Source organism: uncultured Dialister sp. (genome assembly GCF_900541605.1).
In the GTDB taxonomy this organism is placed as follows: Bacteria; Bacillota; Negativicutes; order Veillonellales; family Dialisteraceae; genus Dialister.
The window spans coordinates 1-19,262 of record NZ_UQKJ01000004.1; the positions used below are offsets into that span (position 1 = coordinate 1).

The 19,262-nt window shown below is 50.8% G+C and carries 15 protein-coding genes; all 15 read right to left on the reverse strand.

Annotation, left to right across the window (positions count from 1 at the left end):
- Positions 1 to 13: 13 nt before the first annotated feature.
- The 15 genes from QZR21_RS00555 to QZR21_RS00625 all read right to left on the reverse strand — a co-directional run bounded on the left by QZR21_RS00555 (position 14) and on the right by QZR21_RS00625 (position 18,973).
- Positions 14 to 778: a S9 family peptidase gene (locus QZR21_RS00555; protein WP_296096091.1), complete on the reverse strand. Its 765-nt coding sequence runs from the start codon at positions 776 to 778 to the stop codon at positions 14 to 16.
- Complete coding sequence (locus QZR21_RS00560; RefSeq protein ID WP_296096088.1) at positions 759 to 1,673, reverse strand: lysophospholipid acyltransferase family protein; 915 nt, start codon at positions 1,671 to 1,673, stop codon at positions 759 to 761. Before QZR21_RS00560 ends, QZR21_RS00555 begins: the two co-directional genes overlap by 20 nt.
- A gap of 541 nt (positions 1,674 to 2,214) precedes the next feature.
- A complete protein-coding gene (gene lpxD / locus QZR21_RS00565; protein WP_296096086.1) occupies positions 2,215 to 3,237 on the reverse strand; it encodes a UDP-3-O-(3-hydroxymyristoyl)glucosamine N-acyltransferase in 1,023 nt (340 codons plus the stop codon).
- 8 nt (positions 3,238 to 3,245) lie between these two features.
- Positions 3,246 to 3,704, reverse strand: coding sequence for an OmpH family outer membrane protein (locus QZR21_RS00570; RefSeq protein ID WP_296096084.1), 459 nt, complete (start codon positions 3,702 to 3,704; stop codon positions 3,246 to 3,248).
- A 34-nt stretch (positions 3,705 to 3,738) separates the two neighbouring features.
- Positions 3,739 to 4,692 carry a hypothetical protein gene (locus QZR21_RS00575; RefSeq protein ID WP_296096080.1) on the reverse strand — a complete coding sequence of 318 codons (954 nt, stop codon included), beginning with the start codon at positions 4,690 to 4,692 and terminating at the stop codon, positions 3,739 to 3,741.
- Positions 4,693 to 4,704: 12 nt separating this feature from the next.
- A complete protein-coding gene (locus QZR21_RS00580; RefSeq protein ID WP_296096075.1) occupies positions 4,705 to 5,220 on the reverse strand; it encodes an OmpH family outer membrane protein in 516 nt (171 codons plus the stop codon).
- Between the two features lie 16 nt (positions 5,221 to 5,236).
- Positions 5,237 to 6,532, reverse strand: a complete 1,296-nt coding sequence (locus QZR21_RS00585; protein ID WP_296096073.1) for a Tat pathway signal sequence — start codon at positions 6,530 to 6,532, stop codon at positions 5,237 to 5,239.
- An 18-nt stretch (positions 6,533 to 6,550) separates the two neighbouring features.
- On the reverse strand, positions 6,551 to 8,536 hold the full coding sequence (locus QZR21_RS00590; protein ID WP_296096070.1) for an outer membrane protein assembly factor: 1,986 nt from the start codon (positions 8,534 to 8,536) through the stop codon (positions 6,551 to 6,553).
- Positions 8,537 to 8,800: 264 nt separating this feature from the next.
- Positions 8,801 to 9,373: a hypothetical protein gene (locus tag QZR21_RS00595; RefSeq protein ID WP_296096067.1), complete on the reverse strand. Its 573-nt coding sequence runs from the start codon at positions 9,371 to 9,373 to the stop codon at positions 8,801 to 8,803.
- A 162-nt stretch (positions 9,374 to 9,535) separates the two neighbouring features.
- Positions 9,536 to 10,150, reverse strand: coding sequence for a sigma-70 family RNA polymerase sigma factor (locus QZR21_RS00600; protein WP_296096064.1), 615 nt, complete (start codon positions 10,148 to 10,150; stop codon positions 9,536 to 9,538).
- 12 nt (positions 10,151 to 10,162) lie between these two features.
- Complete coding sequence (locus QZR21_RS00605; protein ID WP_296973197.1) at positions 10,163 to 14,557, reverse strand: translocation/assembly module TamB domain-containing protein; 4,395 nt, start codon at positions 14,555 to 14,557, stop codon at positions 10,163 to 10,165.
- A 232-nt stretch (positions 14,558 to 14,789) separates the two neighbouring features.
- Complete coding sequence (locus QZR21_RS00610) at positions 14,790 to 16,256, reverse strand: TolC family protein (protein WP_296096058.1); 1,467 nt, start codon at positions 16,254 to 16,256, stop codon at positions 14,790 to 14,792.
- A 31-nt stretch (positions 16,257 to 16,287) separates the two neighbouring features.
- The gene (locus tag QZR21_RS00615) at positions 16,288 to 17,445 is read right to left on the reverse strand and encodes an MlaD family protein (protein ID WP_296096055.1); all 1,158 of its coding nucleotides are present in this window, start codon (positions 17,443 to 17,445) and stop codon (positions 16,288 to 16,290) included.
- Entirely contained in the window at positions 17,442 to 18,203 is a 762-nt protein-coding gene (locus QZR21_RS00620) for an ABC transporter ATP-binding protein (protein WP_296096052.1), read from the reverse strand. The genes QZR21_RS00615 and QZR21_RS00620 overlap by 4 nt, the downstream gene beginning before the upstream one ends.
- Before the next feature lie 8 nt (positions 18,204 to 18,211).
- The gene (locus QZR21_RS00625) at positions 18,212 to 18,973 is read right to left on the reverse strand and encodes an ABC transporter permease (RefSeq protein WP_296096051.1); all 762 of its coding nucleotides are present in this window, start codon (positions 18,971 to 18,973) and stop codon (positions 18,212 to 18,214) included.
- Positions 18,974 to 19,262: the final 289 nt, after the last annotated feature.

Here is a 19,262-nt window from a genome sequence, read left to right on the forward strand (position 1 = left end):
TGCATAAAAATCCTTATGAAATCTGACTCTGCGAATTAATCAGTGCTTCCTTAACCCTTTCCATCCACTTCATGGCGTCATCCAACATATTTGTTGTTACAAAGTGACCAAGAAGGGGATAGGTAATACGGGTTACCTTTCCCCCTGCCTGCTGCATGACGGAGAAGAAATGGGCCTGGGCCCTGGGATCAATGGAAATATCACTTTCTCCGTTTGTCATAAAGATGGGGATATTCTTCATATCTTCCGCATGGTTAATGGGCGATTTCTTTTCGATTTCATCGTACATGTCCCAGTCCTTCGGCACATACAGGCCGAAGCGGGCCTGTATGAAAAGGTGGGTCAGGAGCCAGTCACCGGATCCATTGAAGGATACAATGCCCTTCAGCCGGTCTCCATAGATGCTGCCGATGCCAAGGACCGACATGCCGCCCATGGAATGGCCCAGGATAAAAGGCTTCTCATCATAGTCTTCCCGGATGCAGTCCGCCAGAAGGGGAAACTCTTCCATATTTTGGAAAATAGTATTCCAGAAAATGGGATAGTCTTCCACTTTGTAATAATCATCAAGGGCCCCCCGCTCCCCATGACTCTGGGCTTCCGGAATATAGACGGTGTATCCGTTTACCGCAAAAATAGCGGCCTTGGAATACTGGAAATCCGCCTGGCTGCTCCAGCCGTGGTATAAAATCACCGGATTTCCTGTATCTTCAATAGGGTGGACAACGGTCACAGGAATATGGCCTACCCTGATTTTTTCAGTCTTTAACTGCCCCATTTTTGGCTCCTTTCAGTTCCGGATAGTATCGGTCGGTCCACTTCCAGCGGTTATGGAGCCAGAACCATTCTTCCGGATATTTATAAATCCACGCTTCCAGACGCTTATTGATCTTGTCCGTAATGTTCTGGATAGCCTCTTTCTTCTTGAGTCCTTCATCGGCAGTAATGGGATCATCAATGATGATTTCATAATGCCAGGGAGAAGTCTCATGGATGAATGCGGTCATGACAGGAAGCTTTGTGAGCAGTGCAAAATGGGCCGGCCCCGTTGCTGTCAGTGTCTTCTGACCGAGGAAATCAGAAAGGATGCCCGTATCCCCGGGATCCTGATCACAGAGCAGGCCTACGAAGTAACCCTGCTTGAGACGCCGCAGCATATCCCGGACACCGGTCTTGTACTCCACCGTCTGGCCAGGGATAGAACGGTATTCACAGAGAAACTTATCAAAATCCCTGTTCTTCTGTTTCATGGCTACAGAAAGAAGAGGATACCCATAGAGAGCCAGTGCCGCCCCTTCTACTTCCCAGTTTCCGCAGTGGGTGGCTGCCAGAATGCAGCCTTTACCCTCTTCTTTCAGATGATCTAGTTTTTCCCGGCCCTTCACCGTGACGTAGGAATGAATATTATCCCTGTTCAGGAGAGGAAAACGAAACATGGAAATACCGAGAGGCCCAAAGCGGAGGGACGAATTCTTTGCGATTTCCTTCGCCCGATGCCTGTCCTTCGTTACGCCGGCCCGGATAATGTTATTCACAGCCAGCACCTTCCGCTTCGGAGGTACAAAGGTCCAGAAAAAGTGGCCCAGTCCCCGCCCGAAGGTCTGTGCATGGTCCGGAGACATGTGGCATGCCGCCCAACCCAATATTTTCAGAAGTCTGTAAGTAGCACCCATAGTAAACCTCAAAAAATATAAATAAAAGAAAAGACAAGGCCCATTTCTAATGAGATAAACCTTGTACATGGTGTGTAAATGCGAAATATAGAAAAAATCAGGAGACAGGAGTGGTGAAGCACCGCATAATGTTTGCAGGGCGGAGCGATTGTTGTTGGAATGGTATAAGCCACTCCTTGTGAATGAGTTTGTGGACGCAGACGATAGAAGTTAAATAGTGATAGAATTCGCTATCCGCTTTCAGCTTACCTAGAGCCAACCACTTCGTGGCCCCCGCCTCCCCCATCTTTTGGGGGAGGTAGCAAGCGCAGCAATGCAGAGGGGGCCCTCGCTGCAATCGCTCTGAACATGCTCGATTACAAGCCCCCCAGCCACAAACCTTCGTAAACTCGGCCCCTTTGGTGCGCCCCTTCTCTTAGGGCTACATGTTTGTGGATAGAGTCATTTGACCGTTGAAATGAAGCGTCTTCGCTGCAATCTGGCCTCATGAGGCGGCGATTCTGATCTGTGCGCCGCCACTTTCCCCTCAGCCGCCTTTTTCTTATTTTCCTTCCAGTTCTTTCAGTTTCTTTTCCAGCTGGCGGACTTTTTTCATCAGTTCCGGCAGATGGGAAGCGGCCACTTCTACCCTGCCCCACTGGGCATGGGTGCGGGTGGGGTAGCCCATATAGACTCCCGGTTCTTTGATTGCGCCGACGACGCCGGATTTACCGCCTAAAATTACATTGTCCGTAATGGCAATATGGCCATTCACGCCGGTCTGTCCTGCCAGGATACAGTGATTTCCGATGGTGGTGCTGCCGGCAATTCCGGTCTGGGCGCAGAGGAAACAATCCGTTCCCACCTGTACGTTATGGCCCAGGTGGACGAGATTATCAATTTTTGTACCATTGCCGACGACCGTATCGTTCAGGGCACCGTTGTCCACCGTGGAGCAGGCACCAATTTCCACATCGTCACCGATAACCGCACGGCCCAGCTGGCGAATGTGGTGATGATGGCCGTTTTCATCGGTAGAGAAGCCAAATCCCTGTCCTCCGATAACCGCATGGGCCCGAAGGACTACCCTGTCCCCAAGAACGCTGTTTTCATGGACAACGGAGCCTGGATTCAATTCGCAGTCCTTCCCTACCTTCGCATTCTTTCCGATGTAGGTATAGGGATAAATGACCGTGCCATCACCGATTTCTGCACCATCTTCAATCACCGCATAGGCCATGATGCACACGTCTTTACCGATGACTGCCTTGTCACTGACAATAGCGGTGGGATGAATGCCGGGAGTAAAGCGGTTTTCCGGGTGATACAGATCCACCAGGTCACCGAAAGAACGGCGGCAGTCCGGTACCACGATGAGATTCTTCGTGCAGGTTTTCGGAAGTTCATCCACCAGAATGACTCCTGCCTTCATTTCCTCGATATGTTCCGCGTAAATGCCCCGGGCAAACGTAATATGGGAAGGGCCTGCACTTTCGGCGCTCCGTACATCATCGATGACTACGGTGCTGTCACCGTACAGGGTGCCGCCTACAATTTTAGCCAATTCACCTGCTGTTTTTTTCATAGTTTTCCTCACTTGGACTGGGATGCAGCCGCTTTCGATGCGCCGCCATCCATCTTGGCCAGTACTTCGTCCGTAATATCTACGGCTCCCGTCGGTACAGCCATCTTATTCATGACGATGCCGATATTCTTTTCCTTGGCAATAGCCCCAGCCTGGGACTGGACCATGGATTCAATCTGCTTCTGCTTGCTCTGGATGAAAATCATCCGTTCCTGCTGGGCAGACTGTACTTTTTTCTGCATTTCTTCATCCGAAAGTCCGCTCTTCTGGGCTTCTGCCAGACGATTGCTGATTTCCTTGTCCTTATCCGTGATTTCCTGCTGGATGGCTTTAATCTTCGGGGACTGGTCTTCCAGTTTCTGATAGTCCACCACTGCCACCTTATGTTCACTGCCGCAGCCGCTGAATACAGCAGCCAGGGCAATCATTCCTACACAGGCCAGTTTTTTCCACGCAGCCTTTTCCATTTCTTTCCTCCTCAATCTATGTTGAAGTGATTTCTTACTTCCTGATATTTACAATCCGATTGACCAGGTCTCCGGTCACATCGTCCGCATTGATATTGGCTTTGTACTTGGAGAATATCATGTCCAGGTTCTTTTCGGAAGCCACTCTTGCCGCTTCCTGTTCGATATCGGCCATGATTTCCTTTTTCAATGCCGCCATCTGTTTCTGCTTATCATCGATTTTTGCCTGCCAGTTTGCATCCCATTCTTTGTGGGTTTCAGCGAAATCCGCCTCTTCCGCAGAAATGTCAGCCTCAGTCTCCTGGGACAGGTTATTTTTGATTTCTTCTGCTGCGCTGTTGGAATAGTCTTCCAGCTCCGCCTGGGCCTTTGCCTTTGCGTCGGTCATCTGTTTGACTTCTTCCTCAGTCCAGCCGCCCATATCTGCCTTTTCTCGGGATGTACGGAGATCCATGAGCCTGTGAAGTTCATCCTTTACCTGCTCCTTTTCTTCCCCGGTCACACCCAGGACAGTGAGCTTCATCTGGAGATTTGCCATCTTCACCCGTTCTTCGGGAGTCAGGGTTTCCAGATTCATGGTGCCCGCTTTCGTAGTATGTTTCTTTTCAATATCCCCATAAAGCTTCTGGAGGCCATCATTCAGTTCATCTTCTTTGGCCTTTACTTTTGCCTGCAGCTCATTTTGGGCATCCACCCGCCGGGACGTATCGGCCAGGGCGGCGGCTATCTGTTTCTGCTTCGAAGAGGACTCTATCAGCTTATTCCGCTCAGTCTGATACTGCTCGAGCATATGGTTATATTCAGTTTCCAGTTTGAAATACTCGCTGTACTTCGGATGGGCTTTCACCAGTGTCTCCAAGTCCGCTACTCCATAGTGGACAGAGGGCGGCGGTGTTTCTTCTTTTTTGGTACCGCACCCGGCAAAGGCAAAGGAAAAAGCCATCATCACGGCGCAGGCAGCAGCAATCAGGGGACTGCGGTGCATCATGAGGGGCCTCCGTTATTTGCTCTGGGAAGCAGCAGCGGACTGGGAAGCGGTGAGTGTCTTATTCAGGGAATCGGACACTTCTTTTGTGATATCGGTGCCACCGTAAATCACAGCGGATTTATCCACCACCAGGGACAGGCCTTTCTTGGAAGCCACAGACTTCACAGCACCGGTGACCTGGTCTTCCATGTCCTTTTCAATGGCTGTACGTTTCTGGTTGAACTGCTGCTGCATGTCATTGAACAGTTTTTCTTTGTCCGCATCGCTCATGCCCTGGGACTTGGCATCGAAGTCCTTCTGCATTTCATCGGCGGTGTCCTTCATTTTCTGCTGATAGTTCAGGGCCAGCTGGCTGTTATTGGAAATCACTTCCCGCTGGTCCACGACGCCGATATCCGATGTCGGAGCCGCATTGGCTGTATCTCCCATGGATACCACCGCCATTACTGCTACCGATGCGATGAATACGCCGGCCAGAGCAAAGGAAAAAATCTTCACATTTTTCTTGTTTCCAAGAGTTGTCATCATAATAAAATCCACTCCTTTATAAATTGGCAATGATTCTCAGCCATTTGCCATCTTTATCATTATACACGTATTCCAGGGTCATGTAATTATGAATTTTGTAGGAAAGGCCAAATTCATTGTCCCTGGTTTTGAAATTCCTGTCATACCGCAGGGCAAACTGCTCTCCGAAGGGGATCACCCCGAATACATGGTTTTCGTTATTTAAAAAATTGTACTTGTATCCCACATCCATGACAGAGCCGAAATGGTGATACCAGCCGCCGAAGATATCCCAGTCCATAGGGCCCGGATAGAAACGGGCTTCACCGAAGATAGTATCCCTTTTCCCCACATAGTGGCCCAGCATGCCTTCAAAGGTGGTATTTTTGTTCCCATCCCTGCCGGCATCCAGCCACACTTCAGTTCGTATGATCCAATGGTCTGTCAGGGCATTGATTTTCAGTTCCGTCAATTCACCGGGAATGAGCCTTGTCTCTGTGGCTATGCCGTACTTCTTAATGAAGGAATCGTTCTGGAGAATCCGGTTCATTTCTGCAGATATATCTGCCTGTTTCCGGGTGACAAAATCCACCGGAAGGCCCTGCAGGTGTTCCAGGGCAAATTCCGTTTCCTCCGAAGCCTTCAGCATGAGAAGCCGGGGAACCGTGGTCTTTTCGAAAGTCACTGTGGAAGACCGCACAATTTGTCCCTGGGGAATAAGGTAAATTTTGACCTTCGTCTCTTCTCCCGAAGATACTTCGACGTTTGCCGTAAATTCAGGCAGCAGCTGATGAAGCATATCCCGGCCCGCTGACTGGGACACACTTTCCGCCCATCCCACGGAATCCACAGGAAGGCCGATGAGAAGATTGCTCATGAGGCCGGGAATATCCTTCGTCTCTGCTTCCACATACTGCCGGGCTTCGGGAGACAGGTTGCCATAGTCAATCTCCGTATCCACCTTTTGAATCATCCGGCCCACGGGAGCCAGCGTGACGGACAGTGACGTATCGCTTCCGTAGTTCACGGTGAGGTCAGACACCACATAACCGATGACCACCCGGTTGATGATATCCGCCAGCACCTTGTTATACTCGCCGCTGTTCAGTCGGAAAAGGTCTTCTTCCTTCCCCACAAGAATCCGGTTGCCGATGGAAGAAACACTGGATACGATTCGTTTCTCCACCGCCAGCGGCAGGTCTCCCTCGGTGACTCCCACATGGACATCCACCTGACGGATGGGAGCCGCTTCGGCCAAAGGTGGGAATGAAAAGGATGAAACGAGCAGGAACAATCCTGCCCGCATCATCCATTGTTTCAAGGAAGAATGCATGGTTCCTCCTCTCTATGATCAGAACTGGGTACCAAAGCTGAAGTGGAACTTATTCTGGTCTCCATGGCCGTAGTCCAGGCGGATCGGTCCGATCGGGGTCTGGAGACGGAGGCCTACGCCTACGGACCAGTTCAGGGAATCGTCGTCGTCGTACCACGGAATCTTACCGCGATCCAGTCCCCATGCACTGCCGGCATCGGTGAAGAGGACGCCCTGTACCTTCTTCGCAATGGGGAAACGGTATTCAAGGGTAGCCGCGTACATCTTCTTGCCTTTGAACTGGTCATCTTCGTAGCCGCGGAGGGTATTGGAACCGCCGAGGTCGAAGAGGTTGCCATAAGAAACATCGCCGTCAATGTAGCCGCCCATGAGGCGGAGTGCCAGGATATGGCCATTGCCGAGGCCCTTGTAGAACCGGCCTTCTGCGGTGAACTTGTAGAAGTCATAGTCACCGCCCAGACCGTGGCCACCCCACTGGGCAGTGAAGGAAATCCGGCGGCCCTTGTTGGCATTGAAGTAGTTATCCCGGTTATCAAAGACATGGGTAAAGGTGAAGCTGTTTGTGGTACCGAAGTTATCCATGATAGCTCTATACCATTCATCACTTCTATCCTTGGCGGTATGTCCTTTGTCTTCCGCTGTACCGCCCCATTCAAAGCCGTCGTGGTCATCATAGGATTCCTTGGTGCTGTCGAAATTGAAGTAGTTTGTGCGGTAATCGTCGCTTACATGGCCCCAGGTAAGGTTCCAGCCCTTTCTCCTCTTATCGTATTCTGCGATTTCATGGCCCTTGGCATCGTAGTCATCGTAAGTGTAGATACGGTTGAAAATGGAGGCCCCCAGGGAGTCGCCGTTGGAATTAATCCAGGGCCGGGTGTAGGAAATGGTGTAGTTCTTACCGTCACCGGCGCCGCCGAATTCCCAGTGGAAGTTCACCTTGTCACCGGTACCCCGGAAGTTCGTATCTCCCAGTTCCACGATACCGACAGTACCATCGGAATCGGAGTAGCCGGCACCGACAGTGACGATACCGGTTTTCTGTTCAATCACATCGATTTCAATGATTACGTTATGCTCATTTTCCTTGCCCGGCAGGAGCTTCATATTGACGTCTTCGAAGTAGCCGGTATTGTAGAGCCGTTCCATACTGCGGCTGGCAAGGAATTTATTAAAGGGCTTACCCTTCTTCAGTTTCATTTCCCGAAGGATGACCTTATCCTTTGTCTTATCATTGCCGACGATGGTGAAATCTTCCACTACCCCTTCGGAAATATTCACATGGAGAATACCGTCAGAAGAAACCTGAACGTCCGGAATAGAAACGAGCATGTATCCCTGCTGGAGGTACATATTCTCGATTTCCTTCAGCTTCTGGTTCACCAGGACGAAATTCAGCACGCTGTCCTGGGGAATATTCATGATGGACTTCAGGTAATCACTGGTAAAAATCGTATTTCCCGTAAATGCCACATCATGGACTACGGGGTTCGAAGCCAGCTGGTACGTAATGCCCACGCCTTCCGGCACTTCAGAAAAGGCCGGGGTAATCTGGGAGAATACGCCCGTGGATCCCAGGGAAGCCACATCGTTACGGACTCCCTCTTCTGTGAGCTGGGTACTGGGTTTACTCTGGATCAGGGGAGAAAGTTTCGTCTTCACCGGTTCCGGGATACCCGAGAAATCAACGGAGGTAATAGTTTTTCCTACCTGTGCTTCTATGGCATCATTATCGGCCTTGGAGAGGTACAGGGACGCATCGCCTACAGCCACGGTCTGCTGGGACTGCTGTACCGCCACAGACGGAGCTTCTGCTGTTTTCGCAGTTTCATCGGAAATGGATCCGCTTCCTACGGTCTGTCCATTCTTCACGCTGATCATGGAACTCTGGGACATACCGTTAGACCCGCCCGCCAGGGTTGGCGCATCCGCAAAAACGGAAACTCCCGAAAGTGATGCAAGTACCGCTGTGAGCAGCAGCACTTTCTTGCTTTTCTTTGTAATCATAAAATCCTCCTCTTTATTGGTTTCAGGTATACAGGATTGTTATTTAGCGGTTTGAAAAGTTGATTCCATCGAATTCATCGAAGGAAATCAGCACTTCTTTATATTATATGAAGAATGCCTCTATTTCACAAGGGAAAAAGGCATTCTTCATGAACAATTTATGAAAAAAGTCTAATGCTGAAGGCTATAACTGAGGCAGGACTTGAGAAAGACAGCTGAGGAGTTACCCCTCAGCTACCTTGCCACTACCTTCAGGCCCCTCATTTATCCCTGTCCACGAAGAGCTCTTCCTGCTTCTCCCACAACACTCTGGATTTCTTTATCCGACAGGGCAGGCTTTGGCGCTGCAGCGGCTGCGGTTCTTACCGGCGGTGCTGCTGGCTGCAGCGTCACAACAGCCGGCTGGGTCGCAGCCAGTTGGGGAACAGGCTGTTCCGGCACCGTATAGACCGGTTCCGGCTGGGCAGAAATTCCTGGGTCCACAGTTTCTGATGGCACAGAAAGGGGCTCCGGTTCTTCTTTCTTTACAGCCGGAGCCGGTTCTTTTTCCTGTACCACCTGCACCGGCGGAGTCATGCTTTCCTTAGACGGTTCCAGAGCCTGCCAAATGGCATTGAGGCCAAGGAACACGCCGAACGCAGCGAAAAGTGCTACTATCTGAAGCGCTCTTTTCCGGCCCTTTCCATTTCTGCGGGTTTCTTTCAGCCGCTCCATTTCCGCCTGGGCCATGATGAGATTGATTTCACCGGTAACCTCTTTGTGGCTGGAATAGCAGCTCTCCGCTTTTTCCAGCCATTTCCTCACGGCCCGTACCCGTTTGACTTTATCTCCTGACATAATACCTCCCAATAGGGATAACCGGGGAGAACCCCTCTTCCCCCTGTTACCCTTTATTACATAATCATAAAAAGAGAAGTATAAGAAAACATCAGTAAATAAGAAAATTTCCATTTTTACGGCGTTTCTCAAATGATACGCCCATTTTTCTATGGAATTCTGCTACTTCCTGTCATGAATCAGTTTTGACAGCATGCCCCGCAGCCGGCGGATGCCCCGTTTTTCCAGACGGTATACATAGGCCGTACTCACATCCATGGCTGCTGCCGTTTCCTGGGCACTCTGCTCCTTGAGATACACCATACGCAGCACGTCCTGTTCCCGTTCCGGCAGCCGACTCATGGCGCGGTCCACGGTGGAATGGAGGACACTCTTATCCGCTGACTCAAAGGCCGTATCAGGCACCGTTTCCGTGAGGTAGGCCTCTTCCTCTCCCTTGTCCAGAAGAAGATCTTTTCCATTCTCCTGCAGGAAATCCACCATCCGCCCCCGCACCCGGTGCAGGGCATAGAGAGAAAAGGCGACGCCCAGGGAGGGATTGTACTTTTCCACCGCCTCCATGAGGCCTACGGTGCCCTCCTGGATGAGATCCAGGGTCACTGCTTCCTGGAGACCGTACTTCATGGCTTCCCGGAAAACCAGGGGCTGGTAATGCTCGATAAGCGACTGCCTGGCCTCCAGAAGACCCTCTTCTTTATATTGTTTCCACAAGACTGCTTCCTCTTCCCTCGTCAGTTTCCTGATGGTAGCAAGGAAAGCTTTATATTCATCCAGCATATTTCACTGCTCCTAGAATTTGAAACTCCAGTCTGTCCCTACATAACTGTCATGGTCACTATTATACCATGAAGACAGCCCTACTCGCGAGTTCAGGTCGTAGTGGGCGCCTACGCTCTTATCCTTATTATTCATGCCCATGGTAGCGGTAAGCATGAAATCGTTGAACAGGTATTTCCCTATCTTAATGTAATAGTTATTGCTGTTGTCATCCACACTGTCGTAGTAATCAGTGAGATTCGATGTGATGGAAATAAGGTCCAGCCCGATCTTGTCCTGCAGGAAATCCTGGATACCATTCCCGAAAAGCATGGTGAGGCCCGCATTGAAGAGGGCTCCTTCCATGGCTCCGTTATTATCCTTGCTGTTCGGGTCCTGGTGAAAGGTGAGCAGCATCAGAATTTGGGAATCGTTCAGGGCCGGTTCACTGTGGAATGTGGTTTTCATACTTCCCACGGGGCCATCAAGCTGGGCTATAATTTCATAGTGGCCCACCTTTGTGAAAGCTTTGGCATGGATAGAAGGCAGTAAAGACCCCGGTTCTTCTCCCCAAACTGCATGGGCATCACCCATCTTGAATTCCGTGGTATTGAGTTTCACTGTTCCCTTATCCACATTCACCCGTCCGCTCATGACAGGATCCGAGAGCGGTCCCATCATATCAATGTTGCCGTGAATGGCAAGATCATAGAGAGCACTGTTATAGAGGTACACATTTTCACCGATCTGCACGTCGATTTTAGTGAGAATATCAAGGGATGTGCTCCCGGAATCTCCAAGAAGGGCAAAGGGGATATCAATCACCGCATTTTGGATTTTCAGGGTACCACTGACCCCCGGTTTTTCAAACCCCGCCACTTCGCCAAGGGTGAAATCCCCGTCCAGGCTACCTTTATAATAGGTATCGTTGATGGAGGGCATATGAATATGGAGTTCCCCATTGTACTGGCCCAGCCGGTAATGGTCCCAGGAAATATTTCCCTTCGTGGTGAGACTGCCGCCACCAAAGGCGGCACTGCCGTCCAGGGATGCTGTCTTTCCGGAGAACGTGACTCCTAAGGTAATGGGGCTTACCGGTTCATTCAGGGTCGTCAGGGTAAGGGCTCCGTCTTTTACGGAAATTCCCCCCAGCAGGAGTGGATCATCATAGCTGCCGGCCACCTTCACGTGTCCCTGGATAGGCCCACTGGCAGAGGTGATCGGTTTGAAGAATAGGGCCAGCATATTCATATCGGCCTGGTCCAGATTAATATCGAGGTCCATAGGCACAGCTTTATCTTCGGTGTTTCCGGTGAAGAGATTTCCGGGCATGGTCCCTTTCATGCTGGCCCGATAGGTACCCCTCTGGAGCAGGGCATTCTGCAGGGTCACCACATTGTTCGACGCATTGGCAAGAAGAGAAAAACTGTCAAAAGTAATATCGCCGTACCGGGGATGGTCAACACCCACGGACACATCGGCCACCGGATTTGCCCGGGTTCCGGAAAGATTGACCGCCGCCGTCAGCTTACCACCGATGGAAATATTCTTCTTTCCCAGGGCCTGGGGAACCCAGGATACATCCATGTCTTTCGCCGCTGCCTGGATATTCAGGGCGCCGTCAGTGGTCATCTGCCCCTGGGCGGCGAGGACACCGTCACCGATGGGGATATAAAACTTGCGGATAGAAAGAGCCCTGTTCATATAGGAGAAATTAATATCCCCCTCTCCAAGGACTGCGCTTCCCAGATGGCCGCCGTTAACGTGAGCTTTAAAATCAACGCTGGGGTTATCTATGGTTCCGGAAATACGTATGCCCCCTTCCACAGCGCCATCTACACCGTCAGAAGGCTGCTTCAGGAGTGTCATAATGTTCTTAATGTTCCAGCCGTTGAAATTAAGATATCCATCCAAAGCTCCAGTGGAAAGGTTGTAGCTTCCCTTCCACTGGAAGGTCCCCTGTTTCTGCCGGAAAGAACCTTCATCGATGCTAACCACGTTATCTTTATAATGGATGCCCGCAGACACATTGCGGATCGTATTGCCTCCGATGGTAATGGACCGGGTGGACGCAGTGCCGTCAAAGGCAGGATTGTCGAAGGTACCGCTCACTTTGCCGTTCAGGGATACGATGCCTTTCACATCTTTCCCCGGCAGCATCCGTTCAATGCTGATATCTGTCATGGCCACTGTAAAGTCGAGGCCCTTCGTTTCACTGGCCGTTCCGTTTACCACGATGGTGCCATCGTAAATATAGCCCAGCCCATCCTGCAGGGTCAGACCATGGTCCTTATAGGTATACCGTCCGGAAAGACTCTGGAAGAGCTGTCCCATGACGGAGCCGCTCCAGGCGGAGAAATCACCGGAAACATTCGGATTGTCCAGGGTTCCCGTCACTGTGAGATCATTAGAAATCCAGCCGGTCACCGGGTAATCCAGTTCCGCCAGGGAAAGGAGGCTTTCGATTCTCGTCTTTTCTGTCTTAACAGACAGATTCATATCATGGGGCGCCGCAATACCGATGGTGCCCTGCACTGTATGGGTGCCGGAAGTGCCCACCCAGCGGAGACCGGAAATATCCAGTTTCCCATCGTGGCAGCCAAGACGGCCGTCGATGGTATCGAATCCGGCATTTCGGATATGCCCATTTCTGGCGCGAAGCGTTCCTTCGCCTTCCGGGTTATCCAGGGTACCTGTCACATGGCCGCTGAAAGAGGCGGTGCCTGCCATATCCTCACCGGTGATGCCGGAAAGGAGGGACAGGTCCACATCCGAAGCGGTAACCGCCAGATCCATACTCTGGGGATTATAGACGCCCTTCACAAAGAAGGCGCCATCCCCCACAAGGCCGCTGGCATAGGGAATAGATATGGACTCTCCATGTTTTTCCAGAGAGAACGCCCCGTTATCCAGTGATACACCGTCGTAGGACAGGGACCTGCCATAGCCGGTAACGCTCCAGTTTCCATCGGTATAACTGCCGAATCCACTGAAAGAACCTGCCGACATACCATCATAGGCAAAACCGGTCACGTCACCATTTCCGGAAGACCGATGAAGGGAAAGTACTCCATCCAGGTAATTGCCATCTGCCACGCAGAACCCGCTCAGAATACCGCTGACAGGAGTAGAAAGAGGAAGTTGTGAGAGGTCAATGGAATCTGCTTCCACCTGCAGGGAAAAAGCGCCACTCTCTTTGACATAGGATCCCTGTCCCAGCACATGGCCACCGGCGGCATCTGCTTCCAGATAGGGAATAGAAAGATTGCCATCGGTATAGGAAAAGGTGAGAACTCCTTTCTTGACCTGCAACCCCTGATAGCCTCCGTCTTTCACAGTCACTGTACCGGAGGCAGATGGATGGTCCGTAGTACCGGAAAAAGAAATACTGCCGTCCACAATGCCTTTCACATCATAATCCGGGAGGAGGGTTGGAATATCCAAAGAATGGAGCTCCGCCTTTCCACGGAAATAAGGGGTATCCCCCGATGCATTTACATGGATTTCACCGGTCACCTTCTGGCCATTCACTTTTGCAGAAAGTTTTGTGACATCCACATTTCCATTTTCGATATTAAAAAAAGCTGCCCCATCAGTTAAAACGTAGTCGTCATAACTAAGAGCAGCATGATTAAAAGAACCGGTCACCCGGTAGGCGACGGCGCCATCACTTTTCCAGATTTTGGCATCCGTCACCTGGGTTGTCCCCTCCCTCATGGTCAGTTTCTGCTCCACCTGGGGGAACTGCTTCAGCAGGGGTTCGAGAGAAGTAAGGGCAAGGGAATCGGTCTTTACATTGATTTCCAGATTATTACTGTCTGTATACTTCAGGTTTCCTTCAAAGGCCGTATCAAGGAATGTGCCCTTCAGGTCCCCTTTAATATGGGAATCGGCATCCCAGGCAAAGGTCCCGGCGAGCCCGGAGAAATCAAAGTTCCCGGCCGATGTGGTCTTCACGGAAGCGCTGCCGTCATGGATAACTACCTTTCCGGTGAAAACACCGCTGTTGGAATCGGTGGATGGTTTTATAAGATCCGCCGCATTCCAGGTGCCATCACTTTTCTGAGTCAGCGTAAGTGTCGGATTATCCACCGTCACCGTCTTTACCACGGAAGCCACGCCGTTATCTTTGAACAGGTACCCATAGAGAGAAGACATGGTCCAGCCCACGGTTAAAGAAGGAGTCGTCAGCACTTCATTTCCCGAGGCATCTTTCAGCACAAGATTTGTGAATGAAAGATCCAGGCTGGGATCCAGGTCCATGGATTCCCAGGAGAGGGTGCCGTTGATATGACTCCCAGCCTGCTCTGAAAGGACAGGCTCCAGGTTCTGTACCACAATGGGTCGAATGAGCAGATACACGGCGCAGAGCAGGATAAAAATAACTCCTGCCACACCATTGATCCACCATTTGATTTTACTGTTCAATGTGATCTCTCCAATAGTATGTAATAGATTTAATATTGAGACAATAGGGCCCGATTGAAATCCGGGTCCATATTTAGGGAAGCGCTGATTAATTTGCAGAGTCAGATTTAATCAGTGCTTCCTTAGACTCTCAGCATCTTCGTAACGATAGTCCCCTATGCTGCTCCGCTGGCCATCGTTACCGGATAGCGGTAAGCCGATAGCTGTAATCTGCGGTCCACAAAAAGCTTTATTACTTCCCAGCCTTTGCAAATTCCGGATGAATTACTGCAGGAATGCCCATGGCATGTTCCAGGGTAGCAAGACCGATGTTGTAATTATAGAGGGCAGTGATGTAGTTAGTACGGGCTGTATTGAGCTGCAGTTCTGCATCCAGTACATCCAGGTTGATGCCCACGCCGCTCTGGTAACGGACCGTAGCAATCTTGTAGGCTTCTTCTGCTTCTGCTACTGCTGCTTCAGTGGCACGAATCTGTTCTTTATAGGAAAGGATATTCAGGTAATCCTGGCGGACTTCCAGTTCCACCGATTCCCGAGCTTTCAGGAGAGATTCCTGCGCTACTTTAATAGCTTCCTTTGCCTTCTTTACAGAGGCATCCGTTGCACCACCGTCCCAAAGGCTCCAGGAAAGGCCGCCTCGAGCATTCCAGCCTTTATGTTCAAAGCCGGGGAAATCCGTATCGTTCCAATTATATCCGCCACCGACGGAAATCGTGGGGTAGTACCCAGCCTTGGCAATGCGAAGAGATTCGTTGGCAATCCGTACATTATAGTCCGCCTTAATCAGTTCCCACCGGTATTTCTGGGCCATGAGGATAGCCTGGTCCATGGTGATATCGAAGTCCGGTTCCGGGAAATCCTTATCCAAAGGGTTCAGCTTCGTATTCATTGGAATCCGCATGATGTTATTCAGGTTTGCTTCTGCCACATCCCTTGCGTTGTGGGCTGCAATGCTTGCCTGTTTGGCATTGGCCAGGGATACATTAGAGGTCAGCACATCGAGCTTGGCCACGATGCCTGCATCGAACTGCTGCTGTACGTTATTCAGGTGGCTGGCATAGTCGGCTACCGATTCATCCTGCACCTGGGCCAGTTTAATGTCTTCCAGCCAGGTATAGTAAGCTTTGACCGCAGACAGCTTTGTGTCTGCTTCGGTCATATAGTAATTGACATCTGCAATATTTTTGGAATACCGGGCACTATCAATTGCGCCTTCCAGTTTACCGAAAGACCACACCGGCCAGGTTACACTCAAGCCATTGGTGTAGGAATTTACCGCACTGGTAGAAGCTGTTTTTGTTCTTGTGGCAGCCCAGGTATCAGAGAGCTGTGGGTTTTTATTTGCAGCTGCCGCACTTACATCTGCTTCCGCTTCTTTCCGCTGGAGGTCAGCAATGGTAATGTCCCGGTTATTCTTGATGGCCGTAGTCACAGCGCCCCGAAGGTCGATATCCAGGTTCGATGCTTCCGGTGCTGCCACATTTCCCAAAGAATCAGCCAGGTTCTTCTGGATCAACATGTTATTGAAATTGACGGTTTTATCTTTACTTACCTGGTTCATCTGGGCAGCCAGTGCCTTTTCTGTGATGGAAGGATCCGTGGTTGTTCTTGTGACGGAGCCCTTCGCTTCAGCGCCCACCCCTAAAGAAAGCGCCATTACAACAGTTGCTGCCAAAATACGGTAGGTATATTTATTCATAAATTTCATCCCTTCTAAGACAGATGTCTTATTAATAGTTGTATCCCAGACCAATGTATTCTCCACCGCCCCTGCGGCTATGTGGGAAAATGGACTGGCCCGTGATAAAGAAGTTGTCATCCAGAGCGTAACTCCCGCGAATCCGCATGGTCAGGTCATCCGGATTGAAGAGGTCTGCATTAAACTTCCATCTGTTTTCTTCATAGCTTACGCCACCGCCAAGCTTGTTCCGCATGATTCCTGCATAGACGCCGTAATTCCCTCTCATCCTACCAAACAGGGCATCATATACAGGGTCATTGGTAAGGGATTCAATCCCCAGAATCCCGAACCGGTCTTTGCCGACGCGAAGAAACAGATTTGGTGAGAATTCATCCTTCTTAGTATTATATAACAATTCCCCCGAAACAGATACACCAAAATCATGATTCCCAGTCATTATTCCGTTAATTTTTCCGGAAATCTGTTTTGCATTGCTGGAGATATCCTTTGCGTTCTGGGAGGCCACAACGAGGTTATCCATAATCTGACGGGCATCACTGGTGGCCTTGCCATCGCCATTTAACTGGTACAGCATGGAATTGATCTGGGACGTGATCCCCTCGATTTCATTGGCTATCTGGATTCCCTGGGATGTAAGAATGGCCAGGTTCTGGGATACGGCATCGAAGTTGCTGATGCTGTTCTTCACATTTTTCTGGGATGCTGGATCCGCTACCACCGTATTGATACCGTCCAGCATGGTCTGGGCGGAATTGATCAGTTTGTCCATCTTATCCATGGCCTGGTCGATACCCGGTGCCGCCTTGCCCTGCACCGTCATGCCATCGGAAAGGTATCCCCTGTCCTGGTGGCCGCCGGCAGCTTTGACAAATCGGCCGCCCATGACGCTGGATGTCTGGATGGAGAAATCCGCATCCTTTGGCACCTTTGCATCTTTGTAGAAGCGGAGGTTCAGTACGGCTTCCCCATTTTCCACGGAAATTTTATCCACCATCCCCACTTCTACGCCGGCATAATGGATGGGGTTGCCCGGTTCAATGCCTTCGGCCTCTTTGAAATAGCCGGTCACGTGGAATCCGCTTTTCCCAAAGAGCACCACATTGCTGAGTTCAATAATAATGGCGGCAAAGACGATAATTCCCAGAAGGGAAAAAGCCCCTACCTTAGCTTCTGTTGACCATTTCAAAGAGCATCACCTTCTTTCAGGAAATCTGGATCTGACGGTTCTCCTTCCATGAACTGCCGCACCCGGGGATCTGTGGAACGATATAAGTCTTCCGGCCGTCCTATGGCCAGAAAAGAGCCTTTATAGAGAAATGCCATTCGATCCGCAATCATGTCCGCTGATCGGAGGTCATGGGTCACCACCACGCTGGTGGCATGCATCACTTTCTGGGTATGTTTAATAAGGAGGCTGATATCAGTGGATCGAATAGGATCCAGCCCCGCCGTTGGCTCATCATAGAGAATAATGCGGGGCTCCAGGGCGATAGCCCTGGCCAGGCTCACCCGTTTCTTCATGCCCCCGGACAGATTGGCGGGCATGAGATTTTCTATGCCATCGAGCCCTACAAGATGAAGTTTTTCTTTCACAATCCGGTCAATTTCCTTCTCCGGCAGTTTCGTATGCATCCTGAGCCCAAAGGCCACATTTTCCTTCACATTCATGGAATCAAAAAGAGCCGAATACTGAAATACAAATCCCATGTGCCGTCTTTCTTCATTGAGTTCTTTCTCCGAAAGCCTGGCCATGTCCTTTCCGTCCACCATGACCTCCCCGGACGTGGGCCGCAGGAGTCCGATAATAAGTTTCAGCAGCGTGGATTTCCCGCTGCCCGAAGCTCCCAGAATAACCATGGTCTCTCCGTCCCGTACAGTGAGACTCACGTCATTCAGTATCCGTCTCGTACCGAATGTCTGGTACACATGCCTGATATCTATCATAGGACTCCTCAGAAAAGAATGGACGACAAAAGATAATTTGCGGCAAAAAGCATGATAATGGAGTACACCACAGACTGGGTGGTAGCTTTGCCGACACCTTCAGCACCGGCAGTGCAGGTCATGCCTCGGTCACAGCCCACAAGGGCAACGATCATACCGAATATGACGGACTTGAACACGCCGATGTAGAGATCCGAAGGCACACAGAATGTATGAATGGAATGGAGAAAGACATAGGAAGAAACGCCATGGGAAAGGGAGGCCACAATCATACCGCCGCCTACGCCGATGGTAACGCCGAATACATCAAGAATGGGCAGCATGCACATGCAGGCCACCAGCCGGGGCACCACGAGATATCCTACAGGACTTACAGCCATGCAGCGAAGTGCATCGATCTGCTCTGTCACCCGCATAGTCCCGATTTCCGCTGTAATAGCAGCCCCTACGCGACCGGCCAGTACTACGCCGCAAAGCACGGGTCCCAATTCCCGTCCGATACCGATAGCCACAATACCGCCAACCGTAAAATCGGCACCGTACTTCGTCAGTTCTCCCGCAATCTGTACAGAAAGAACCATGCCTGTGAACAGGAGGGTCAGAGCCACGATGGGAAATGACAGCACGCCAAGGGACAGACACTGATGGAAAGTCTCCCGGCCCCGGATCGCGGAAATCTCTTTAACCGCCTGGAAAAAGAGCAGAATGACCGCTCCCAGCTGGTGAAAAATGGAAAGGGTCTGCCTTCCCAGAGATTCCAGAAACTCCATGGCCTTCCCTCCTTTCGGTGTAATTTGATTCACATGAATGTGCCAATATATAAATCTGAACTGGATATAAGATGGAGATTGAGGGCATCAGCAGCTGTTACGGTGATTCAAAACTGCTGGCCCATAGGGTATATGGGATTGTAAGGGGTTTGGGTCGGGCGACACTGCGCTGGCCCGGTCAGATTGTGTCTTCCACTCCTTTTCCTCGTTGAAGGAGGACCATACGGTTGAAAAGCCGCCGAAGGCGGTAAATACACCTTCTACCCCCGGCGCGAAGCGCCCACAACCC